Here is a 22,120-nt window from a genome sequence, read left to right as displayed (position 1 = left end):
AAAAGATGAAAACGATAAAATATATACCGATTACCGCAATGTTTTTTGCATTGACATTACTCAGCTGTGGCGACACAAAATCTGAAGATGGCCACGATGAAGCCACCCATTCTGATACAGAAGAAAACAATTCTGAGGGTGAGACCGGTCAAGAAAACCTTAACGAAGGCGAAGCTCAAGAAGTAATGCTCACGGCACAGCAGTTTGATGCCTTACAAATGGAAATTGACACGCTCGCGCAACGCAATATGAGTGGTTATGTAGAAGCAAACGGTACGCTGGAAGTACCACCCCAAAACGAAGCAAATATTACCGCGCTTGCAGGAGCAAATGTGGCATCCATAGAGGTTATAGAAGGAGACGAAGTCAAAAAGAATCAAGCGGTGGCTTATTTATCACATCCCAGCATCATCCAGATTCAATCAGATTATTTGAACGCTTACAGCAATAGTAAATTTCTGAAACAGGAATATGAACGTCAAAAAAGACTTTATGAAGCTGGTGTAGCATCAGGAATGAATTTCCAAAAAGCAACGGCAGACTATCAGTCATCTACCGCAATGGTAAAAGGGCTTGAAGCGCAGTTGCGACAGTACAACATCAATACGAGTGGTGTGCGCAATGGTACAATCTATCAGAGTGTGGCATTGCGCAGTCCCATAGCAGGTGTCGTAGAAAAAGTATTTATAAAGACTGGGCAATATGTGGAGCCACAGACCAACTTAATGCAAATAGTAGATACAGACCACGTGCACGCAGATTTAATGGTTTTTGAAAAAGATGTGGACAAAGTGAAGAAAGGCCAAAAAGTACGTTTCAGTATTCAATCGAGGCCAGGAAAAGAGCTGGAAGCCGAAATTTATTCGGTTAGTCAAACTTTTGAGCAAGATCCAAAAGCGGTTCACGTTCACGCTGAAATTGAGAATAAAGGAGGTGGTCTTATCCCTGGTATGTATATAAAAGGTAAAATTGAAGTTGATTACCAACAGACTACTGCACTACCTGAAAGTGCCATAGTTACAGAAGCTGGAAAGAATTATGTATTTACAGCGCAAAAAGAAGGCGATGCTTGGAGTTTTAAACCAGTAGAGGTTACAACAGGCGAGAAAGATGGCGACTGGATAGCCATACGCTTTTTTGAAACCCCAGATCCTAACACACGTTTTGCATTCAACAATGCCTATTACCTGATGGGAGAAATGAAAAAGGGAGAAACTGAACACGAACATTAATTACTATGGATAAGACAAGAAAAAATAATCTTAAACAAGCCAGAACACTACAGATTTGGAACGTTATTTATGATGTTATTGAAGTAGTGGTCTCGCTTATAGCAGGATTTACGGCCAATAGTTCGGCATTGATTGGTTGGGGATTAGACAGCACAATTGAAGTCGTAAGTGCGGGAACATTAGGCTGGCGACTACACGGCGAGATTAAAGGTATTGATGAAGAAAAAGTAAAACGAAGACAAAAAGTTACTCTTAATGTAATTGCAATTTCATTTACGCTCATCTGTGTTTTCATTTCGTATGACTCCATTACAAAACTTATAAATCAAGAAACTGCAAACTGGAGTACGATGGGACTGATCATATTATTGGTTTCCCTGGTTGTAAATCCTATCCTGATCTATTTCAAAAGAAAATATGGAAAGAAACTGGACAGTCCTGCCTTACTGGCCGATGCCAAGGATACCTTTATTTGCTTGTACCAGACCGTGGTCGTACTTATAGGTTTACTATTGGTCAATTGGTTAGGCTGGTGGTGGGCAGACCCTGTGGCAGCATTGCTTATCGTGCCCTATGCGGCAAAAGAAGGCTGGGAAGCCTACAACAAAGCCAGAAACATCAATTATAACATCGCGAAAAATGACTGAAATAGAAAAAACATTGAGCGATCATAAGGTGCGTCCTACCGCAATGCGCATTTTGATCTACAAATATCTGGCTCAACGAAAGATTGCACTGGCTTTGCTTGATATAGAGACCGCTTTCGCGAAAGCGGAACGATCTACCATCTTTAGAACATTAAAAACTTTTGAAGAGAACGGTATTGTACACCAAATAGAAGATGGTACCGGTATCACTAAGTACGCACTTTGTGAGCCAGGTTGCAATTGCGAGATAGATCAAGATTTACACTTGCATTTTCATTGCAGTAATTGTGATGAAACTGTTTGCTTGACAGAACATAAAATACCACACATCAACCTTCCAGATGGCTACGTAGCCGAAGATGTAAATCTTGTTGTGACAGGTGTTTGTGAAAAGTGCAGTAGTTGACATTGCACAACAGTTGCGCAACTATTTTTTGCATTTTTGTACTTAACGAATTAACTAAAATGAAAAATAAACTAGCGGTTACAAGTATCCTAACAGCAATCACAGCTTCATTGTGTTGTATCACACCTGTTCTGGCATTAATTGCAGGAACAAGTGGTGTAGCTTCAACTTTTTCTTGGATAGAACCATTTAGACCTTACTTAATAGGGCTAACAATATTAGTTCTTCTGTTTGCTTGGTATCAAAAATTGAGACCAGAAAAAGAAATAGACTGCGAATGTGAAACGGATGAAAAACCAAAATTTATGTATTCAAAAACCTTTTTAGGTATTGTAACGGCATTTGCAATTGTGATGTTGGCTTTCCCATACTACTCAAGTATGTTATATCCAAAAACCGAAAAACAAATCATAATAGTTAATAACTCAAATATCAAAACAACAGAGTATAAAATAAGCGGTATGACCTGTGCCAGTTGTGAAGCACACGTAAACCACGAAGTAAATAAACTCAACGGAATTGTAAATTCAAAAACATCATACGAAAATGCTAACGCAATTATTAAGTATGATAAAACTAAAACGAACGAAACGGAAATTGAGAAAGCAATTAATGCTACAGGTTATAAAGTAACTGATAAAAATAAAATTGATGCAAACCATATTTAAATCGGAAATCACTTGCCCAGCCTGTGGTTATAAAAAAGAAGAAAATATGCCAACAAATGCCTGTCAGTTCTTTTATGAATGTAAGGATTGTAAAATAGTTCTCAAACCAAAGGAAGGAGATTGCTGCGTGTATTGCTCATACGGAACCGTTCCTTGTCCACCAATTCAACAAAACAAAAGTTGTTGCTAACACAAAATTAGATGAAAAAGAAAAAAGTAAACTTACGTGACATAGACCCAAAAGAACATCAAGGCGAACATTCTCACGATGATGGTCACAATCACGATCACGGAGATGGAAGTGCATTTAAAACGTACATCCCTGCGATAGTAAGCTTTGTAATGCTTATTCTAGGCATAGCTGTTGATTATTTTGATGCCATTCCAGCCTTTAAAGGTTGGGTACGGATTGTTTGGTACACCATTGCTTATTTACCTGTAGGTTTTCCAGTTATTAAAGAAGGTTGGAAAAGTATTATGCGTGGAGACGTCTTTACAGAATTTTTCTTAATGTCCATTGCCACCTTGGGTGCATTTGCGATTGGAGAATATCCAGAAGGGGTAGCCGTAATGCTGTTTTATGCTGTGGGCGAACTCTTCCAAAATGCGGCCGTTAACCGTGCAAAAGGAAATATAAAAGCCCTACTCGATGTAAGACCAAATGAGGCATTAGTTTATCGTGATGGCGATTATGTTTCAGTAAATCCCGAGACAGTTGAAATTGGCGAAAAGATACAAGTGCGTGTGGGCGAAAAAGTCCCACTAGATGGTATTCTGCTTTCTGAAAAGGGATCTTTTAATACTGCGGCCTTGACAGGTGAAAGCAAGCCTGATACAATTGCTAAAGGCGATAGTGTTTTTGCTGGAAGTATTAATCTCGATGGAGTTATTGAAGTTGAAACAACAAAAGAATTTAAGGACAGTTCCATTGCACGTATTCTCGATATGGTGCAAAACGCAACTGCTAGAAAATCAAAAACGGAATTGTTCATTAGAAAATTTGCGCGGATTTATACGCCTATCGTTGTATTCCTTGCCATCGGACTGACGTTTCTTCCTTACTTTTTTGTAGATGATTATGTGTTTAGAGATTGGTTATATCGTGCATTGATATTCCTCGTGATTTCGTGTCCTTGTGCTTTGGTTATCTCGATACCGCTAGGTTATTTCGGTGGTTTGGGAGCTGCTTCACGTAATGGTATTCTTTTTAAGGGTGCGTCCTTTCTCGATGCAATGACTCAAGTTAATACCGTAGTGATGGATAAGACGGGAACGGTCACTAAAGCAGTATTTAAGATTAAAGAAATTGTTACTGGTTCCGCTTTCGCGAAAGCAGAATTTATGAAATACCTAATGGCAATGGAAGAGCAATCCACGCATCCAATAGCAATAGCCATTATGGAATATAAGGCTGAAGGAGTAGATTATAACGCTACAGACGTTTCTGAAATTGCAGGTAAAGGTTTGAAAGGTAGCGTAAATGGAAAAACAGTCTTAGTTGGGAACAAAGCATTGATGACAGCACATCAGATAGAAGTTCCAGCAGAAACAGACAACATTGTTGAGTCTATAGTGATGGTAGGTATAGATGGCGCATTTGCAGGTTATGTAACAATCGCCGATGAATTGAAAGACGATGCGCATCAAGCGATCAAAGAAATAAGGGCAGCAGGAATCGATAAGATAATTATGCTTTCTGGAGATAAGGATTCTATCACTCAAGAAGTAGCAAAAGAATTAGGCATCGACTGGGCAAAAGGTGGAATGCTTCCAGAAGACAAACTCAATGAGGTGGAAAAATTAAAACAGCAACCAGATACTAAGGTGGCTTTTATAGGTGATGGTATTAATGATGCGCCTGTACTTGCGGCTAGTGATGTAGGAATCGCGATGGGCGGTCTTGGTAGCGATGTGGCTATTGAAACCGCAGATGTTATTATACAAACAGATCAACCCAGTAAAATCTCAAGAGCGATAAAAATAGGCCGTTCTACACGTCGGGTTGTTTGGCAAAATATCATACTTGCCTTTGGCGTGAAAGTTATTGTATTAATATTAGGCGCTGGAGGTCTCGCCACAATGTGGGAAGCAGTCTTTGCAGATGTAGGTGTAGCATTGCTGGCTATTCTCAATGCTGTTCGATTGCAGAAAATGAAGTGGGAGTAAACATTACAATCTAATAGTATTTTCAATAAGCATTGATTTTGAGAGTATTAAAGAAATATCACTCTTCAAAAAGTTCGAACTCTGTCCCGTTGAGTTCACAAAAACCTTACAATCAAATGATTGTAAGGTTTTTTTTATTTCTACACATTCTTATAATTGAACTTTTACATCTTAGCCGTGGCTACGAGTTCAAATTGTATAATCCCACCGTCTATACTTGCTTTTATAAGTCTCCCATCTTTATAGAAGTAAAGGTTTTCTCGGCCTTTGGCATTTACCTTTTTATACGAATGATTACCCAGCGCTACTAGTTTATTAATACTTCCATCCTGCTCAGAATAACAGCTTGTTATAGCTGTGGGTTCTTCAAAATATAATTGGATGGTCGCATAATTAATAGGTTCTTTATAGATCTGAGGCCTTTTATTATCTCTAGAGATTATAAAAAGGCTGTCTTGTTTTCTTGTATATGTCTGAGCACGTGGTTTATCATTTACAAATATATCAACGTCTGAGGTTTGTAGTAGCCCACCCTCAAATAACACCTTATAATTATAGTTTATTTGTGTTTCCCATATAATCGTTGCTGTAATATTTGTGGTGCTCTGGTAAAGAGTTTTGTTGTCATCTATGGTTTTTTCGGCTTTTAAACTCCCTATAACTTTATTGTTATGTATAATATCAAAGTAGCGGTTTTCTACTTGTGCAGCACTTGTAGACCAAGAGCTAACTAGCATACAAATTAGAGAAATATAATAACGCATAGCTATGTATTATGAATTGTAAGGTGTGATACAAATTACCAGTATATATAAGTTTTAAACACTGACCAATGTCATTTTAGAGTTTTTAAGATGGTCATAATTTTGAGAAAAATAAACTTATGAAATCTATATTACTACCTACCGATTTTTCTAACAATGCATTAAGTGCAATACAGTATGCAATTAAGTTATATGCACAAGAAGATTGCACATTTTATATATTTCACGCGTGGTCTTTCCCTACAGATAGCAATAGAGCAACTATCACCTCACATTACGTACAAGAGCTGAAGGAAGTGTCAGAAAAAAAATTGTCTGCTTATAAAGATCAAATAGCACAATCACATAAAAACGTGCGACATACTTTTAAGGCTATGCACACAGATACTTCACTACTTAATGGTATTGAAGCTAGCATTAACCAACATAACATTGACCTTATTGTAATGGGCACCAAAGGAGCTACAGGAGCAAAAGAACTATTTTTTGGGAGTAATACCATTAAGGTTGTCAAAAACACTAAACAATGTGACGTACTTATTATACCAGATAATTATCAATTTAAACCATTACAGCAAATAGCCTTTCCCACAGATCTTACACGCTCTTTTGATAATGATATTGCTCCATTAAAAAAAATATCTGCACTAGACGATACTACAATTCAAATACTACATATAGGCGATGAGCAGAGTCTGAATGAAGAACAACACAGTAATTTAAATTCCCTAAAGCGATTATTACACCCTATTGAAACAGTTATTAATTATGTAGAAGCAACTGCAAAAAAGCGAATGCTTATAAGCTCCTTTATAGAGGATCTTAATATCGATATGTTAGTAATGATTGTATACAAACATAACTTTATAGAGAAACTTATAAACGAGCCAGTAGTAAGTAAGCTAGGAAGCAAGACGGCAATTCCTTTCTATATAATTAAAAGTAAAGATGAGTAGCTCTATATATTTATCTCCTCTTAAATAGTTTTTCTACTGCTTTTATAAACTTGTTTTCTAGGTCATCTAGAGATTTTGGTGCAACAGCTTTTAAGGTAGTTGTAGCAATAGGCTTATCTTCTGAGGTTGAGGCAATATCATATACCGCTGCCTCAATGATATAGGTGACAATTTCTTTTTTATCATATGAAAGATCTTGTGAAGACGAGCTCCCCATTCTAAGTGGTTCTAGGGAGTTCATATAATTACGCAGTGACTTTGATAGTACCGTATCTACAGTCATAGACTTACGTGAGGCAAAAAGAATCTTGTCAATATTTTTTGATTTGCAGTTTACAATAAACTGTTCTATCTCTGTTTGAGTACGTTCTTCTTTATAGACTACATCTGGAAAAACTTCGTGCATTTTGTAAGGAACGATACCTTCTGCCTGCATTATAACAGCCATCTTGTTTTCAAATCTGTTTTGAAGCTCTTTATCTTCTGTATTTCCAAAAATGAGAATACGATCTAGACTTGCCTCCTTAAAAGCGTCAGAAACATATTGAGAAGGTAATAATTTACTTGATGTACAACTGCTTAAAGAAAGTAGAACAAGTACATAACGCATTGCTATTTTCATAATCTGAGGATTGATTTTTAGTACTATAATTTACATTATATCTCACAACTCACGTTTAGAACGAGCTTACTTATGATAAATTAAACGAAATTTTAATTCCCTCGATAATCATCCCAGTACCTATTATACCAATGATTAATCCCATAATCTTACCTATCACAGAGATCACATTATTACCTAAGACTTTTACGATAAAATCGCTTGCGCGAAATGTGATATATGTCAATAAGCACATAAGCCCAAAAATTAAAATTACAAGACCTATTTGCATATAGCTCGCATCTGCAACAGAGTTCATTGCAGTAACAATTGTACCTGGTCCCGCGATAATAGGTATTGCTAGTGGTGATATTGCAATATTTTCATCTACATCTACAGTTTTAAGGTGTTTAACACTAGATTTCTTAGACTGAAGTAAATCAAAACCTATAAGAAAGACGAGTATCCCTCCAAAAATTTTAAAAGCTGGAATTGTTATGTGAAATAATTCAAAAATAAACTTACCTAATAGTACAAACAGAGCTACAATAATAAAGGCCACAATCGTTGCTCTCTTATTAATATCCTTTTTTACCTTTTTACTGGCACCATCTGTAAGTGACAAGAAGATTGTCATATTTGATATAGGGTTTGTAATCGCAAAAAAACTGGTAAATACGGTTAAAGAAAAAGTAAGAAGGTCTTCCATTATATTGAGGTTAGGGTGTGCGCAATTTACCATTGCCCCCACAAGTACCGGTTAGCTTATGTGGGATAGACTAAAATACTATAAATTATTTTAGATGTAGTGTGCTGTAGTGCGCTTTCGCGAAAGCGCAAAAAAATCCGCAAACAACGCTACATTGTTGATGCGGATTTATTTATAATCTATTACTTATTCTCTGTATGATGCAACCTATCTTATGTTACAATAACAACAACGTACATTATAGGTTTACAAAGATTTCTAAATCATAGATTTAATTTATTAATCAATATACACTTCTAGAAATTTTGCATTCTGAGCAAAAAAATATGCCTCTTTACTTTGTGCTGGTAAGAGGAGTGTTTCTCCCATAGATACTATCTCAGTTTTACCATTTACAGTTACAGATGCACTACCCTCAACACACATAAGGATTACAAATGAATCTAGGTTAGTAAATGATCTTTGAAATGTACTATTTACATTAAAGCTATTTGTTGTAAAATAATCACAAGCAACAACATTCTGTGATACATTATCTTCTACTTTACATTCTTTCTTACATTCTTCAGTAAACTCCTTAGTTGCTGCAACAGACTGGTCAAGGTGTAAATCTCTTTTTTGACCTTCCTTATCTGTGCGATCCCAGTCATATACTCTATAGGTGATATCTGAGGTTTGCTGTATTTCTGCTGCGAGTACCCCCGCTCCTATGGCGTGTATCTTTCCTGCCGGGATAAAATAAGCGTCACCACGATTTACTTTTTCTTTATTAAATATATCATACACATTATCTCCTGTCACATCACGTAAGATCTCTGTATTTGCATTTTTATCTTTAAGACCTAATATAATTTCTGCTTCTTCTTCGTGATCCATTATGTACCACATTTCTGTTTTACCGTATGAGTTATGATCTCTTTGAGCCATCTCATCATCTGGATGTACTTGAACAGAAAGATTAGTCTTTGCATCTAAAAACTTTATAAGCAACGGAAACTCATTTCCAAAACGCTCATAATTTGCAGCTCCTACAAACTCACTAGTGTGGTTTTCTAAAAGCGATACTAATGACTCACCCTTGTAATCTCCATTTGCTACTTGTGATATATTGCCTTCTACTCCAGATATTTCCCAGCTCTCACCAGTCGTATCACTAGTACATTTCTTATTAAGTACCGTCTGAAGTTTTGATCCTCCCCAGATTTTTTCTTGAAGGATAGGTTCAAATTTTATTGGATAGATGTTCATAATAGTAGATTTGATGTGGATAAATGATGTTTTATGGGGACTAGGAAACAGTATTTATTATGCTGCTATAGAAAGTTCTGGAGTCATAGTATCTAGTGCAAAGTTTGTAGGTATGATATTTGCTGCAGTATTTCTTTGAAAAGCATAGTTGAACCAGATCTGTGTAAGATTCATAGGGATCTGTAAAGCGTCTTTCATTCCTAATTTTGAATCATCTACGTGTACCCATCTCATAAGTGGCTGCTCAAAGATTTTGTTCATCGTGTTTTCTTTACCTAAGTACTTTTTAAGACGTAAGAAGATCTCTACGTCAAATAACCATCTGCTAGTAAAAGCATTATCATATACTGCAGGTACGATGCTTCTTGTAAATACTTTTGCTCCACACTGCGTGTCTCTTATAGGTAATCCTAAGATTAATAAGATAAACTGCTTCACAAATTTTGAAAACATATTTCTCATAAAGTTTCGCTCTATCTCACCGCTTCCTAAAGCGTTTCTAGAACCGAAAACTACGAGCTTTCCCTCAGTCTTCAGAGTTTTAACGAGGTCCTTAAAATCTCTGAAGTCTGTAGAAAGGTCTGCATCCATAAATCCTATCGTAGAGATAGTAGACTTACTGTATAAGAATCTAGCTCCTGCTCTTACTGCGGTTGCTTTACCAGAGTTCTTTTTTACATCTACAATGCTTATTGCATTAGGCGCTTGTTCTTTCATACTATAAAGAACCTCTAGCGTTTTATCTTTACTTCCATCGTTTACAAAACATAGGTGGTAATCGCGGTTTTCTTTAATGAATTTTACAAATGCTTCTGTGTTAAGTCTCTTTTCTTCGTTGTAGCAAGGGATGATTATTCCAGTTTTCATAATGTGTGTTTTTGTGTGTTGTTATTGTTTTACAAGACAAACATACCTCCAGATTGCAGCTATTTTTTTGAATTTTCGATGGCTGGATTCTTTGTATCGACGGTTACCATTCGTCGAAGGATGAACCATTCATCGAAAGAACTATCTTTGAATCAGAATATTAAAAAGGGTATCTTTTCACTCCCAAATGAAACAGTCTAGAACTAACAAATATTTAGTAAGTGCCGTACTCCTCGGAATGATTTTCCACGGGACGGCTATGTTTTTTACTGTAGAGCGCACTTATGACGCTCTTATACACCTGTTTTTTGCAAATCACTATGCGACTAACTGGTTTGAGCCGTGGAGTTATAGCTGGTATACTGGCTTTACAGTAATGGGATACCCACCACTGGTGCATCAAACTATAGGAGCACTCTCTTACATAGGTGGTCTTAAATTTGGTATGTTTACCGTCGCCCTCACGGGAGTCGTACTATTTATTACTGGAGTGTATCGCTTTACGATGGTGCTTATACCTAATAAAAAGGTCGCTGGTTATGCTGCGGTGCTAGCCGTATTTAGTTCTTCCTTTGTAGAAACGCTCCATATATTTGGGCAACTTCCTAGCATTATAGGTATCTCTGTATTAATGCATTGCCTGCCGGAGATATATCTCTGGGTAAAAACTGCGCGCAAACGACACCTCTTTAAAGCACTGGCATTACTCTCGGTAACGGTTACTTCACATCACGTGACTCCTATCTTTGGTATGGTTTTCTTCATATTTCCGCTGTTAGGAATGGTGGTAATGGATGCTGCGAGAGAAAAGGTTAATAGTACAAAGGAGGTGACTGTTATCGCTTTCGCGAAAGCGGTATGGACCCACCTAAGACGCATCATCATATTTGGAGGATGTTCCTTGTTTCTTATCATCACGTGTATCTTGCCGTACTGGGTAAATACTAAAAATAATCCCATCACGCAGGTGCCTATACCGCACGGGTCGCGTGACAGCTTTCTTGAAGTACTCTCCTCTGGACTGGTGTTCTTTGTGATCCCTTGGGGACTTTTAATGTTCTTGCTTCCTTATTTTTTTTATAGATATTATAGCAAGCGCCTTCTATTTTTTGGCATCTCATTTACGTTACTTTTTATTTTAGGTACTGGTGGTACTACACCTATTCCGCTGGCAATGCTAGGCGAAAATGCCTTTAATATCCTTACACTAGACCGCTTTACATTATGGGCATCTATAATGGCGCTACCGGTTTTTGGCGAATTTTGTTATCGCTTTGTAGAGGGAGATTATAAGGACTATTTGCAAGAAAAATGGGGAACGCTGGTGCATAGAGCATCTGGAGCATTTTTATCGCTACTATTTATTTTTATTGCCATTTTTACAATTACCCTAGGAAAATTTAGACCAAGCCAGCCTGATGTAATTAAGATGACGCCTATTGTAAACTTCTTAAATGAAGATGAGCATTATAAATGGCGATACTTACCACTAGGTTTTGGAGACCAGATGGCGTGGCTCTCTGCACAAACTAAGGCAACCACGGTAGATGGAGATTACCACTCTGCTAGAAGGCTGCCAGAGCTTACCACACGAGCGGTAGAGCGTCTCGAAAACTCAAAATATAGAGGTATAGAAGGAATAGGCTCGCTACAACAGTTTCTTACAGTACCAGAGAAGTATCATTTAAAATATGTGTTTTCTAATGATAAATTTTATGACCCACTACTCTACTTTACTGGCTGGCATAGATTGAGCTTACTAGAAAACGGTATTATGGTTTGGGAAAAAGCAGGTATTGCTCCCTTACCTAGTGTGCTCCCTAGAGAAGATGCACCGCTATTTTTAAAACTTATGTGGGGCATCATTCCATTCTCAACAGTAATACTCGCAATACTATTGCATCTAGGTGCCTTATGGACGCGATCTTTTAATAGAAAAAATGAGCTTCCCTTATATATTGCATTTGCGGCTAAATACAAGCGAGCACCCTCCTTATTATACTGGGCTTCTATTTTATGGACGATTGTTTTACTCATTATAATAGCCTATGCAGGATATCTATTTTATGTAAAAAACACCACACAAATCTCTGCAAGAAATGTGGTCACGGCCTATTATGATGCTGTAGATTTTAAAGAATTTGAGCGTGCGCACTCTTATCTTGATCCAGAGAGTGATAAAAAACTCTCACAGTTTATGCTTGAGATATCTGTCTCAGATGGGCTGTTAAGTTCATATGCAAAGCTAGATAGCTTGCACATAGATATAACCCCTAAGACAGACACAACTGCACAAGGTGTTGTAGATGCTACCTGGATTACACCCCTCAAGGAGATACAAACTCAAGATGAGCTAGAGCTCATTAAAAAGAAGAGCAAGTGGTACATTATACCTCAAAAGGTAGATCCAGACATCCCGCCAGAGCAATTACTCATACAAAGTGGCACTAGGTATTATAATCACGGTAAGCGTGCCGTCACCTCAGAGCAAACCTTTCACGAAGATGTACTTAAACAGCCCGTTGTAGAGGTACTCTCTGCAAGACTGGTACAGCTAGACACAACCTATGCTATTGTAGGCGAAATACAAAATGTAGATAATATCCCTGCAGATATCTCTGTGACAGGAGCTTTGTATAATGAAGAAAATGAGGAGCTGGCAAGATTTAATGCAAAAGATGTAGTAAAGCATAAACTACTGCCTAAAGAAACAACGCTATATCGTATAAACTTTGAGGGTATTGCTTGGGCATCTGCGCTAGAAGAAAAGCCTACTACCTACGAGCCAGATACATTTACAGAGGTAGATCTTACAGATATCCCAGTAAACTTTGAGGTACAAGTAAGCGCAAACGTAGCAACAACAGATCTTTACCAAGCTGCAGACCTTTTTAATGTCACACAAAAAGACACAACCTTAAATGGTTTTCTCTTTAATACAAGTATAGAAGAAGCGACCATACCACAACTACTCATAGGTTACTATAATGAAGACAAGGAGTTGTTATGGGTAGAAAGCAGGTATATAGATGAGAGCGTGCGCCAGCAACGCAAACGCCCTTTTTCTGAAGTACTTTATAAAGATGCATTACCTACAGAGGTTGCATCTGGACTAGCAACGGCCTCTGTAAATGGACTACCTAACCAGAGTATTTCTGATAAGGTGGTGCCTCAACGCAATGATGCTGGAACTAACCGTACGTTTATACCTGTAGCAAATATGCCGTATGCATATATCACCATCATCACAAATAACTATGTAGGTAACCCAAAATAATGAAGCGCCATTCCCACATATCGCATTTACTTTTATATTTGAGTATACTCATATGCTTCGGTATCTCTAGTTGTAAAGAAGAACCCGTTGAAGTAACAGCTACACCTATAACACTATCTATAAATAACATAGAGGATACAACAGTTACAGAAAAGGGAATCTATATTACCACGATGGGTGACACTACTATTGCTGCTGGACAGGCTTATCTCATTCTCTCTAGTACCTATGCTACGATTGTTATAGAGCCCGAAGCAATTAATAATACACCACAGTTTTATATTCCTCCTAGTTTTACAAAACGTAGTGGTGTGGTAAATTATAGCCTATATCTTAATGATAAGGTTACGCAAGAAGGAAGTTTTAGACTACTGCCCAATGCTACTCAACTAGGCACTGTAGAAACTTATCTTGGGCCACGTAGTATTGTTGCAAATGTGCGTGACTACACGATGCTAGTGAGTATCCCGACAGATACATTAGATAACACGCTACCAGATAATACAGAAGTGGCTCTCAAGTCACAGTTTAAATCTAATATTACAACTACATCTCACGAGCTTACATCTGGCTTTGTGTGGAAACGTATTTATGCTCCACTCAAGACCGGCCGAGTAAGTACGGGAAGTACGATTGAAAATATTTCGTCTAAGGAGTTGGTTGCAGATGTATTTCCAGATGTTGCTCAAGATTTTACTATCACCGCAAGTAGTAATCACAACTATGCAGATGGTAATGAAATCATCACATTTAATAGTTCGCAAATACGCGATGCACACGGTAATGTAATGACAGACGGGACACTCGTCACCTTTTTTATGACAAATGCTAGAGGTGCCCACTGGCAGATTACAGCGAGTACTATAAATGGGTACGCTTTCGCGAAAGCGTTACACCCACATTTCCCTACCACTTGGAATGTACGGGCAGCAGCGACAGGCATTGCACAGAGCAAAAGCATTACTCAAGAGTTTACAGCTATCATAGACAGCATCCCGGCACCACAAATCACCGAAAGAAATCTAACCGTAGGCCCACTTACGAGCTACCTAGGCCAGCTAGTGCAAAATGGAATAGACGTTCAAATTACTGTAAACAATAACACCTACAACGGCTTAACCAAAAATGGATCTGCCGTCTTTTATCTAAAAGAAGAAGACTATCCCGCAGGAACATATGATGTCAACATTGAGACCCTAGGACTCGAGGCTACATACAAAATCACCATTACAGATTGAAAACCAATAAAACGCTATATCGCATCTTAATTTTGGCTGGATTTATTCTCATAAATGTAGGTATCCTCTTTGGTATCAGTCAGGTGATTGGTTTTTTAAACACGGGTGCAGACAGAAGTAAGATGCTTCACCTAGATGAAACAAAAGAGCGTCACTATGTCCCTCAGGTGACGTGGGAGTCTATTGAGAATCCTGGTAGACCTATGGAAGAAGCAAATCTTACAAGCATAGAAGAAGATTATCTAGACGCTTGGTATGTAAAGAATCGAGCTTTTTACACAGGTGAAAATGCTGGAGTTTTTGATCATTTTACAGAGCAAGCCCGCGGAAAGGTTGAGGACTTAATCACCTTAAACAATGAGGAAAACGTATATATAGAAAGTACGACCCTCACCCATCACCTCTCGCTAGAATTTTATAGCGCAGACGGTACACTGGTTGTACTTACAGATCGCAATGTCACAGGTTTAGAACGAGTTTTTAAAAATGAGCAATTTCTAGTAGAGCGCTCTTTTAATGATGATTATAAAATCATACTACTACTGGAAGATGGCTTCTGGAGAGTGAGACATTTTGAAAAAGTAGCCTCACATCCAGTAGATGATGCTCAAAAAGAGGCCATTCCACTTGATCTTGCAATGCTAGAAGGAATTAACTATTATCCGCAAGGGAGCCCTTGGGATACCTTTGGTGCTACGTTTAGTAAAGACACACTTGCAGCAGATTTTAAAATTATTAATGATCTTAAGCTTAATTCTATAAGAGTCTTTGTGGGGTTTGAGGATTTTGGCAAAGCGCGTGTTCCGCGAGAAAAGCTTGAGAAACTCACATCACTTCTAGATGAAGCGCAAGCAGCAAATCTTAAGGTTGTGGTCACCCTTTTTGACTTTTATGGAGATTATCGCATACAAGACTGGACTATTACAAATGCTCATCTATATAGTATCGTGACACATATAAAGGACCATCCTGCTTTATTAGGTTGGGATATAAAAAATGAGCCTAATCTAGATTATGAAAGTCGCGGGCAACGTGAAGTTTTATCTTGGCTGAATCAAACGATAGATTACCTAAAAACCTTAGACAACGAGCATCCAGTAACTATAGGCTGGTCTTCTCCAGAGGCAGCATTACATCTAGAAAATAAAGTAGACCTAGTCTCTTATCATTATTATAAAGACCTCAAAGATCTAGGTGCTGCTCACAAATCAATTACAGATGTAACTAGTAAGCCTGTGGTTTTACAAGAATTTGGTCTTGCCGCTTATCACGGTTTATGGAATCCTATAGGCCCAGATGAAGAAGATCAAGCAGCTTATTATACTGAGTTTTATAAAACCCAGAAAAGAGATAGTATACACTATCTCTCTTGGACACTTTATGATTTTAGGGATATACCGAGTGAAGTGGCTGGTAGATTACCGTGGCGAAAGAACAAACAGGCTTTTTTTGGAATTGTTAATACATTTGGGGTGAAAGACGATGCCTATTTAGTCATTAAGAACCGGTAATTATGCTGCCATTAATGTGGTGTTTTTAGTTCTTCTTGATGTGCCATTAAAAACATCTATATACATTTGAGCAATACGGCTCATAGGTAATGCAGTTGCTGCTTGATAATTTGCCTTTGCTATTTCTGTTCTGTAAGCTTCGTTTGTTACAAGGGTTTGGATTCCTGTAGCAAGACTGTGCATACTTTCTGGATTAAAAAACTCACCTCTGTATCCTTCTTCTTTTACAAGAATACCAAGATCTCCTAAGTCTGGCATTACTACTGCCTTACCATAGCTTCCTGCTTGATGTAATACTCCTGAGCTTCCCGTTGTAGATGTGTATGGAAAAACAACCATCGCACTTTCTGAAAAGATTACAGGTACATCTTCTTCTTCTACATAACCTGTAAATGTAAGATTAGGAACGTTTTTATATACTTCTTGAACTTCTGCTAGGTATCCTGGCGTGTTAGGACTATCTGTACCAGCAATTACGATCTCAAGATCACGACCAGTTTGCTCTCTTACGATTTGAACAGCTTCTATAAGTATCTCTACTTTCTTATACGTTCCAAATTTTCCGAACGTCATTATTTTTAAAGGACCTGGTGCTACATCATAAGATGGCTCTTCTGGAATCTCAAAGGTACCGTGAGGGATCAGTACACAATTTTTTGCGTTATACTTCTCTTCTAGTATGTCTACATATTTACTGATGGTAAGCGCCACAGTATCTGCTTTAAGTACCACACGAGTAAGCATCTCGCCTATGAAGTTATATGCTTTTATTTTTAATTTATTACTTGTAAAACCTGCACTATCAAGATCTACAGTTTCCATTATATTGTGAAGTAATACCGTTGTTTTTACTCCCATCATTTTTGATACCCAAGGAGAAAACAATCCTAGCGCAGCAGCTACCTTCTTATCTCCAAACTTCATAAACTGTAGGTTATAAAGTACTGCATCTGGTTGAGTAGCTCTTACGGCTTTTGCGATAGAGAATACATTTTTTAAGCTGTTGAATTTCCAACATTGCTTTACTGTAATCTCACATCCATCTTCTTCAAAAGTGATATCTGCTTGGTCTGGAATTACATCTGTAAGAAGTACCAGTTCTGTTACTTCTTGGTTTTGACGAAAGTGCTTTACTAAGTGGTATGCATATTCGTTTAAAGTTACTTTGCTCGGTGGATAGGCCGTTACGATTGCTAGTTTCATAATATATAGATTTGATGTTGTTGTTGTAATTTGTTTTGTTTTATGCTGCTGCCTGATAATAGTTAGATTGCTTATTAAGTTGTGCATATAATTCGGCAACTGCTGGCTCTGGATAGCTGAAAAACTTAAGTGATTTTTCTTCAGAGATTTCGGCTTGTAAGCTTTCTAAAACTCTTACTAGTTTCTTTGCTCCTTTTTTAACCTCACATAGGTTTATGATGACATTATCTTCTACAGATAATAGTACTTTAAAGTATCCTTTTACTTCTTGTACGTGTGTGTTTGATACTTTTCCTTTGATACAAGTTACTCCGTAAATGTTGTTTATTTCTAGTGCCATAATATTTGTTTTTAAGTAGTTATGTTTTTTTGATAGTACAAATATGGGCCTTTGTTTTCGCGAAAGCGGACGAAAAACGTTTACTCGACCGTTAGTATAGACGAATGGTATTTGACCTTCGATAAACGATTTTGCACTTTCTTACAATTACAGCTCACATAGGCTAAGTTACTATACTGCAGCTACTAAGATTAGATATCACCAGATAGAGATTTGATATAGGTAAGGAGTATATAAAAGGATCTTATAGCCCTCCATAATAGGCTTGGGTTAGGCAAAACAAAAACCCTCTCACAAAAGCAAATGCTTATGTAAGAGGGCAACTACAATTTGGGGAAACTGTTACTTTACTTGCATATTCCAGAAATAAAGTAATTGAGCAATGAGTAAACTTCCCATTGCAACTACTTGGGCTAAAACAACTTCAAACAATGAATCGTGGAATAATATTATTAACACTATTTGTAATACTCCAAAAATGGCAGCAATTACAATAGGTTTATAATGATCTAGGGATAGATAGTAGTAGGCAAAAATGTTTGATAGGGCAAAAAAAGATGTCGCAAGTGCATACCAACCTAATAATGGAGCAATAGACATATACTGTTCTCCAAATAATATTTGTACTGCAAATGATGGAAACAGAAATGTAAATAACACAATACCACTAGCAAGGGCTGTGATGTACCCTACATACTTCATAAGTACAGGTACAGAGTTCTTACCTTCCTTGCGCATAGATACTACCGTAGGTAAGAGTAACATTACAAACATCCAGGTTACAAAGTAAACTACGCGACCTATAAGGGCTAGAGACGCATATAACCCTGCATCATAAGATGGAAAATAGTGTTTTACTAAGAGTATATCACTGTTATTACAAATAATCTGGGTAAGCTCATAGCACGCAGTAAGTACAAAGAAGTTCATAACTGCCTTGCTCTCTTTTGAGGCAAGGGCAGATTGCACTGCCTTTTTAGACGTTAATTTTTTAAATGGAAATACACCTGCAATAAAAGAGATGGCGATTGCTGTAGCTACCGCGACAGACGATTCTATATTGAAGAAAAGTAATAATGCAAATGTAAGTGCGAGTCTACATACCATTTCCAATTGGTAGGTGATAGATAATGCAATAAAGGATTTACGTCCTTGAAGGTTTCCTCTGTTTACACTCATTATGAAATAAAGTGGGACTGCTATTCCAAAAATGGTAAACATTACAGAAGACTCTGTTTGAAAAAGTGTTTGCAACGATCCTGCAAAAACTACAATAGCCGCACCTAATATGATTCCAAAGGTGGTAGCTTGTTTATAAGCTCTTTGTACAAATGCTTCTTGTTTTGATTTGTCAAACTCCGTTGTAAACTTTGCAACTGCTAGCTGAAAAGTCATTGCAACAAATGATAGTACAAGCAGCAAGGTGATGAGTATAGCAGCATCTGCAAAGGCACCAGGGCCTAATACTCTACCCAGTCCTAAATTATAGAGGTAGTTTCCTCCATTTACCACAAAGGCACTGAGCATAAATATTTGCTCCGGGGTAAGTAACTTTTTGATTTTGTGTTGTATAGCGATCATAGCAAGTTACTAATAAGTCATTAACTGGATAACCGGCTTATCTACCTTTCTGTGTACTACACTTAATGTGTTACTAGCTTGTGTATTTCTAGCGTTGTGTACTACTCTTAATGTGTTTGAGTTATTTATTACTGTAAGTCCCATAATTGTTTTGTTGTTTGTTTCTGGTACAAATATGCGAGCAATTAAGAGGCTTTCGATTGATATTTCGATGAGTAGAATTTTACTGTAGACGAGTGGTCGTGTTTTATCTTTAAAGCATATTTTGTGATAATGTCGCTTTCGCGAAAGTTTAATGTGATACTATATAAGGACTGGGTTTTGGGGGTTTGGGGGGTAAAAGATCTTATGTGAATTTCTCTGTTTCTCACTCACACGCTAAAACATCTCCTCCCAGCATTTATATATTAATCACTCAAACGCAAAACATCTCCTCCCAGCCTCCTCTTCGAAGAGGAGGAGAAAAAAAGCCCCTCTTCGAAGAGGGGTTGGGGAGATGTCCGAAGCTCACTTCCCTCAAAACTCCATTCACACTTTACGCAACCTCCACCAGTCGACGATAAGTGTCGACGAATTGCAGATACATTAAGATTGAATCCTTTGTATATTGCCATAACTTGCACTTGTAAAACATAAGCAATGAGACAACTAACATATATTATTCTTTTCCTACTAGGTGCCACAGCATACAGCCAAGATATGTCTGCAGGTTTCACTTTATTAGAAACTGGGAAATATGAGGAGGCAAAAACATTTTTTGGCGAAGTGCTTGAAGACTACCCAGATAATAAAACGGCAAGACTCTGTTACGGTCGTGCTCTAGGGTTGAGTGGTGAGAGTGGCAAAGCAAGAACACTTTTTACAAACCTCAAAGCAGACTACCCTACAGATTTTGAAGTGGGCTTAAACTATGCCGAGTCTCTTTTATGGGATAGTGATTTTGGCGCTGCAAAAGACTTTTATGAAACCCTGGTTGCCAAAGACAGTACAAGCTTCTCTGCTCTACTCGGCTATGCAAACACGCTTTCTAATCTCAAAGAATATGACGCGGCAATCGCTTATGTAAACAAGGCACTTACCGTACAACCTGGTAATGCAAATGCTGCGGTGTCAAAAAAGTTTATGCGTTTAGGTAAGGCAAACCAACTCACAACTGCCTTTCAATATGATGCGGCAATACAATTACTTAAAAGTGCTCTTGAGGATATGCCTAACGATCAGCAAATCATAAGCGCGCTTGCAAATACCTATATCGCAAAGAAGGATTATGAGAATGCAAACACGATGTATAACCAACTTTCAGATACCTTAACATCGCAAGTGGGTAAATCATTAGTTGCTCACTTACAGAAAGACGACAAGCTCGCATTATCACTGGCGCAGGAGAGTATTAATTTCGCGAAAGCGGACACTACAAAAATCATTACCGCAAACGAGCGCTACATACAAGCACTCATCTGGAACGGAAAATATGCCACAGCAAGAACTGCCATTGCAGATCTTAAAAGCACCTTCCCGACTAATGCGCGCGTGGCTGCCCTTAAGGCAACTTTAGGGATGTACACGGGGACTTTTAAAAAGAGTATCGAGGTGTATAACGGTATCCTTGAGAAGGACAGTGCCTCTTTTGACGGAAATCTTGGGATTGCAAATGCGTACCGTGCACAAGGTAATCTGGATGAGGCTTACGCTTTCGCGAAAAATACCTTAACCTTCTACCCTAATCAGAAAGATGCTACTGGGTTAATGAAAACAATAGAAAGTAGCCTCGCTCCCGTGATCGAAACACGAGCTGCATACACCGAAGATAACGGTGATAACCAGGCATACTCGGCTGGTCTTACCGCTACCTTGCCATTTACAAGTAGGTTTAAGGCTATATTTTCTTACAACTACCGTACTACCGAAAATATGACCACAAACACGATGGCTTATAACACAAATGCAAGCCTTGGAGCTCATTACAGAGTCATAAACAATACCTGGCTAGAAGGAACCTTAGGGTTTGTAAAAGCAGATGCAGATGCAAATGAGTATACAGATGTAAATGGATCTATTTTTGTAAAATCAAGACCTTTTCCGTTACAGTTTTTAGAGGTGGGTTATAGCAGGACGTTACAAGATTTTAACGCCGCACTGATAGATGAAAAAATCTTTATGAATAACTATTCCCTTAACTACAATATGGGAACAAACATAAATCTAGGTTGGTATACTGGTTTAATGCACACGCAGCAAACAGATGGAAACTCTCGTAACTTACTATTCACTTCTTTATATTACAACTTTACAAAAAAACCAACGCTTAAAGGTGGTATCAATTACCAGTATGTAGGTTTTAAGGATCAAGTACCTACGTTGTACTTTAGCCCGTCAAAATATCAAGCAGTTGAGTTGTTTTTAGATCTTACTGGGCAGGCAGGAAAGTGGAGCTATGCAGCAAACGCTGCAGGAGGTTTACAAGTAGTAGAAGATGATGAGGCTACCACGCTATTTCGCGTAGAAGCCAGAGTACAATATGCGATATCAAACCGCTTCCAGATGGGTGCTTACGGTAAGTACAGTAACATTGCCTCTGCAACCGCAGCAGGATTTGAGTTTATGGAAGTAGGTTTAAAATTGAGATGGCAAGTACTTGAAAAAGGAATTATAAAGATGTAATCTTGAAGGCTACGAATTCAAGCAATAGAAAAGTCCGGACAACTA

20 protein-coding genes are annotated in these 22,120 nt (G+C 37.9%); 11 read left to right on the top strand and 9 right to left on the bottom strand.

All coding sequences use genetic code 11. From position 1 onward, the window contains the following. Positions 1 to 5: 5 nt before the first annotated feature. From ACFO5T_RS12945 to ACFO5T_RS12920, 6 genes are read left to right on the top strand one after another with little or no spacing between them, the layout of a single operon-like run. Positions 6 to 1,232, top strand: a complete 1,227-nt coding sequence (locus ACFO5T_RS12945) for an efflux RND transporter periplasmic adaptor subunit (RefSeq protein ID WP_380035105.1) — start codon at positions 6 to 8, stop codon at positions 1,230 to 1,232. 5 nt (positions 1,233 to 1,237) lie between these two features. After that, positions 1,238 to 1,879 carry a cation diffusion facilitator family transporter gene (locus ACFO5T_RS12940; protein WP_380035102.1) on the top strand — a complete coding sequence of 214 codons (642 nt, stop codon included), beginning with the start codon at positions 1,238 to 1,240 and terminating at the stop codon, positions 1,877 to 1,879. Beyond that, positions 1,872 to 2,285, top strand: coding sequence for a Fur family transcriptional regulator (locus ACFO5T_RS12935; protein ID WP_013750616.1), 414 nt, complete (start codon positions 1,872 to 1,874; stop codon positions 2,283 to 2,285). The genes ACFO5T_RS12940 and ACFO5T_RS12935 overlap by 8 nt, the downstream gene beginning before the upstream one ends. Before the next feature lie 59 nt (positions 2,286 to 2,344). Continuing rightward, entirely contained in the window at positions 2,345 to 2,953 is a 609-nt protein-coding gene (gene merTP, locus ACFO5T_RS12930; protein WP_013750615.1) for a mercuric transport protein MerTP, read from the top strand. Beyond that, on the top strand, positions 2,937 to 3,143 hold the full coding sequence (locus ACFO5T_RS12925; protein WP_013750614.1) for a GDCCVxC domain-containing (seleno)protein: 207 nt from the start codon (positions 2,937 to 2,939) through the stop codon (positions 3,141 to 3,143). The genes merTP and ACFO5T_RS12925 overlap by 17 nt, the downstream gene beginning before the upstream one ends. Before the next feature lie 11 nt (positions 3,144 to 3,154). Next, positions 3,155 to 5,119, top strand: a complete 1,965-nt coding sequence (locus ACFO5T_RS12920) for a heavy metal translocating P-type ATPase (RefSeq protein ID WP_380035097.1) — start codon at positions 3,155 to 3,157, stop codon at positions 5,117 to 5,119. 164 nt (positions 5,120 to 5,283) lie between these two features. Here the strand turns inward: ACFO5T_RS12920 and ACFO5T_RS12915 are convergent, their stop codons facing one another. After that, positions 5,284 to 5,856: a DUF6134 family protein gene (locus tag ACFO5T_RS12915; protein WP_380035094.1), complete on the bottom strand. Its 573-nt coding sequence runs from the start codon at positions 5,854 to 5,856 to the stop codon at positions 5,284 to 5,286. A 146-nt stretch (positions 5,857 to 6,002) separates the two neighbouring features. Here ACFO5T_RS12915 and ACFO5T_RS12910 point away from each other — a divergent pair, with 146 nt between their 5' ends. After that, positions 6,003 to 6,839, top strand: coding sequence for a universal stress protein (locus tag ACFO5T_RS12910; RefSeq protein WP_380035091.1), 837 nt, complete (start codon positions 6,003 to 6,005; stop codon positions 6,837 to 6,839). 10 nt (positions 6,840 to 6,849) lie between these two features. Here the strand turns inward: ACFO5T_RS12910 and ACFO5T_RS12905 are convergent, their stop codons facing one another. The 4 genes from ACFO5T_RS12905 to ACFO5T_RS12890 form a co-directional block, all read right to left on the bottom strand. Continuing rightward, positions 6,850 to 7,461, bottom strand: coding sequence for a hypothetical protein (locus ACFO5T_RS12905; RefSeq protein WP_380035088.1), 612 nt, complete (start codon positions 7,459 to 7,461; stop codon positions 6,850 to 6,852). A 70-nt stretch (positions 7,462 to 7,531) separates the two neighbouring features. Further along, the gene (locus ACFO5T_RS12900; RefSeq protein WP_035324975.1) at positions 7,532 to 8,149 is read right to left on the bottom strand and encodes a MarC family protein; all 618 of its coding nucleotides are present in this window, start codon (positions 8,147 to 8,149) and stop codon (positions 7,532 to 7,534) included. Between the two features lie 279 nt (positions 8,150 to 8,428). Next, positions 8,429 to 9,397 (bottom strand): type I phosphomannose isomerase catalytic subunit, encoded by a 969-nt coding sequence (locus ACFO5T_RS12895; RefSeq protein WP_375253361.1) that lies wholly within the window; start codon positions 9,395 to 9,397, stop codon positions 8,429 to 8,431. 57 nt (positions 9,398 to 9,454) lie between these two features. Next, on the bottom strand, positions 9,455 to 10,264 hold the full coding sequence (locus tag ACFO5T_RS12890; protein ID WP_375253362.1) for a dolichyl-phosphate beta-glucosyltransferase: 810 nt from the start codon (positions 10,262 to 10,264) through the stop codon (positions 9,455 to 9,457). A gap of 187 nt (positions 10,265 to 10,451) precedes the next feature. Here ACFO5T_RS12890 and ACFO5T_RS12885 point away from each other — a divergent pair, with 187 nt between their 5' ends. From ACFO5T_RS12885 to ACFO5T_RS12875, 3 genes are read left to right on the top strand one after another with little or no spacing between them, the layout of a single operon-like run. Then, on the top strand, positions 10,452 to 13,541 hold the full coding sequence (locus tag ACFO5T_RS12885) for a hypothetical protein (RefSeq protein WP_380035084.1): 3,090 nt from the start codon (positions 10,452 to 10,454) through the stop codon (positions 13,539 to 13,541). A gap of 38 nt (positions 13,542 to 13,579) precedes the next feature. Further along, positions 13,580 to 14,779: a hypothetical protein gene (locus ACFO5T_RS12880; RefSeq protein ID WP_380035081.1), complete on the top strand. Its 1,200-nt coding sequence runs from the start codon at positions 13,580 to 13,582 to the stop codon at positions 14,777 to 14,779. Next, positions 14,776 to 16,290, top strand: a complete 1,515-nt coding sequence (locus tag ACFO5T_RS12875) for a cellulase family glycosylhydrolase (protein ID WP_380035078.1) — start codon at positions 14,776 to 14,778, stop codon at positions 16,288 to 16,290. The genes ACFO5T_RS12880 and ACFO5T_RS12875 overlap by 4 nt, the downstream gene beginning before the upstream one ends. Here ACFO5T_RS12875 and ACFO5T_RS12870 read toward each other — a convergent pair whose 3' ends face one another. The 4 genes from ACFO5T_RS12870 to ACFO5T_RS12855 form a co-directional block, all read right to left on the bottom strand. After that, positions 16,291 to 17,493 carry a glycosyltransferase gene (locus ACFO5T_RS12870; RefSeq protein ID WP_380035075.1) on the bottom strand — a complete coding sequence of 401 codons (1,203 nt, stop codon included), beginning with the start codon at positions 17,491 to 17,493 and terminating at the stop codon, positions 16,291 to 16,293. A 40-nt stretch (positions 17,494 to 17,533) separates the two neighbouring features. Next, positions 17,534 to 17,833, bottom strand: a complete 300-nt coding sequence (locus ACFO5T_RS12865) for a hypothetical protein (protein WP_380035072.1) — start codon at positions 17,831 to 17,833, stop codon at positions 17,534 to 17,536. A gap of 342 nt (positions 17,834 to 18,175) precedes the next feature. Further along, positions 18,176 to 19,414, bottom strand: coding sequence for an oligosaccharide flippase family protein (locus tag ACFO5T_RS12860; protein ID WP_380035069.1), 1,239 nt, complete (start codon positions 19,412 to 19,414; stop codon positions 18,176 to 18,178). A 9-nt stretch (positions 19,415 to 19,423) separates the two neighbouring features. Then, positions 19,424 to 19,558, bottom strand: a complete 135-nt coding sequence (locus ACFO5T_RS12855; protein ID WP_262485442.1) for a hypothetical protein — start codon at positions 19,556 to 19,558, stop codon at positions 19,424 to 19,426. Positions 19,559 to 20,053: 495 nt separating this feature from the next. Between ACFO5T_RS12855 and ACFO5T_RS12850 the strand changes: the two genes are divergently transcribed. Next, positions 20,054 to 22,075, top strand: a complete 2,022-nt coding sequence (locus tag ACFO5T_RS12850; protein ID WP_380035066.1) for a tetratricopeptide repeat protein — start codon at positions 20,054 to 20,056, stop codon at positions 22,073 to 22,075. The last annotated feature ends 45 nt before the right edge of the window (positions 22,076 to 22,120 follow it).

It is taken from the genome of Dokdonia genika (assembly GCF_042652845.1).
In the GTDB taxonomy this organism is placed as follows: domain Bacteria; phylum Bacteroidota; class Bacteroidia; order Flavobacteriales; family Flavobacteriaceae; genus Dokdonia; species Dokdonia donghaensis.
This window is presented reverse-complemented; position numbering and strand designations above follow the sequence as displayed.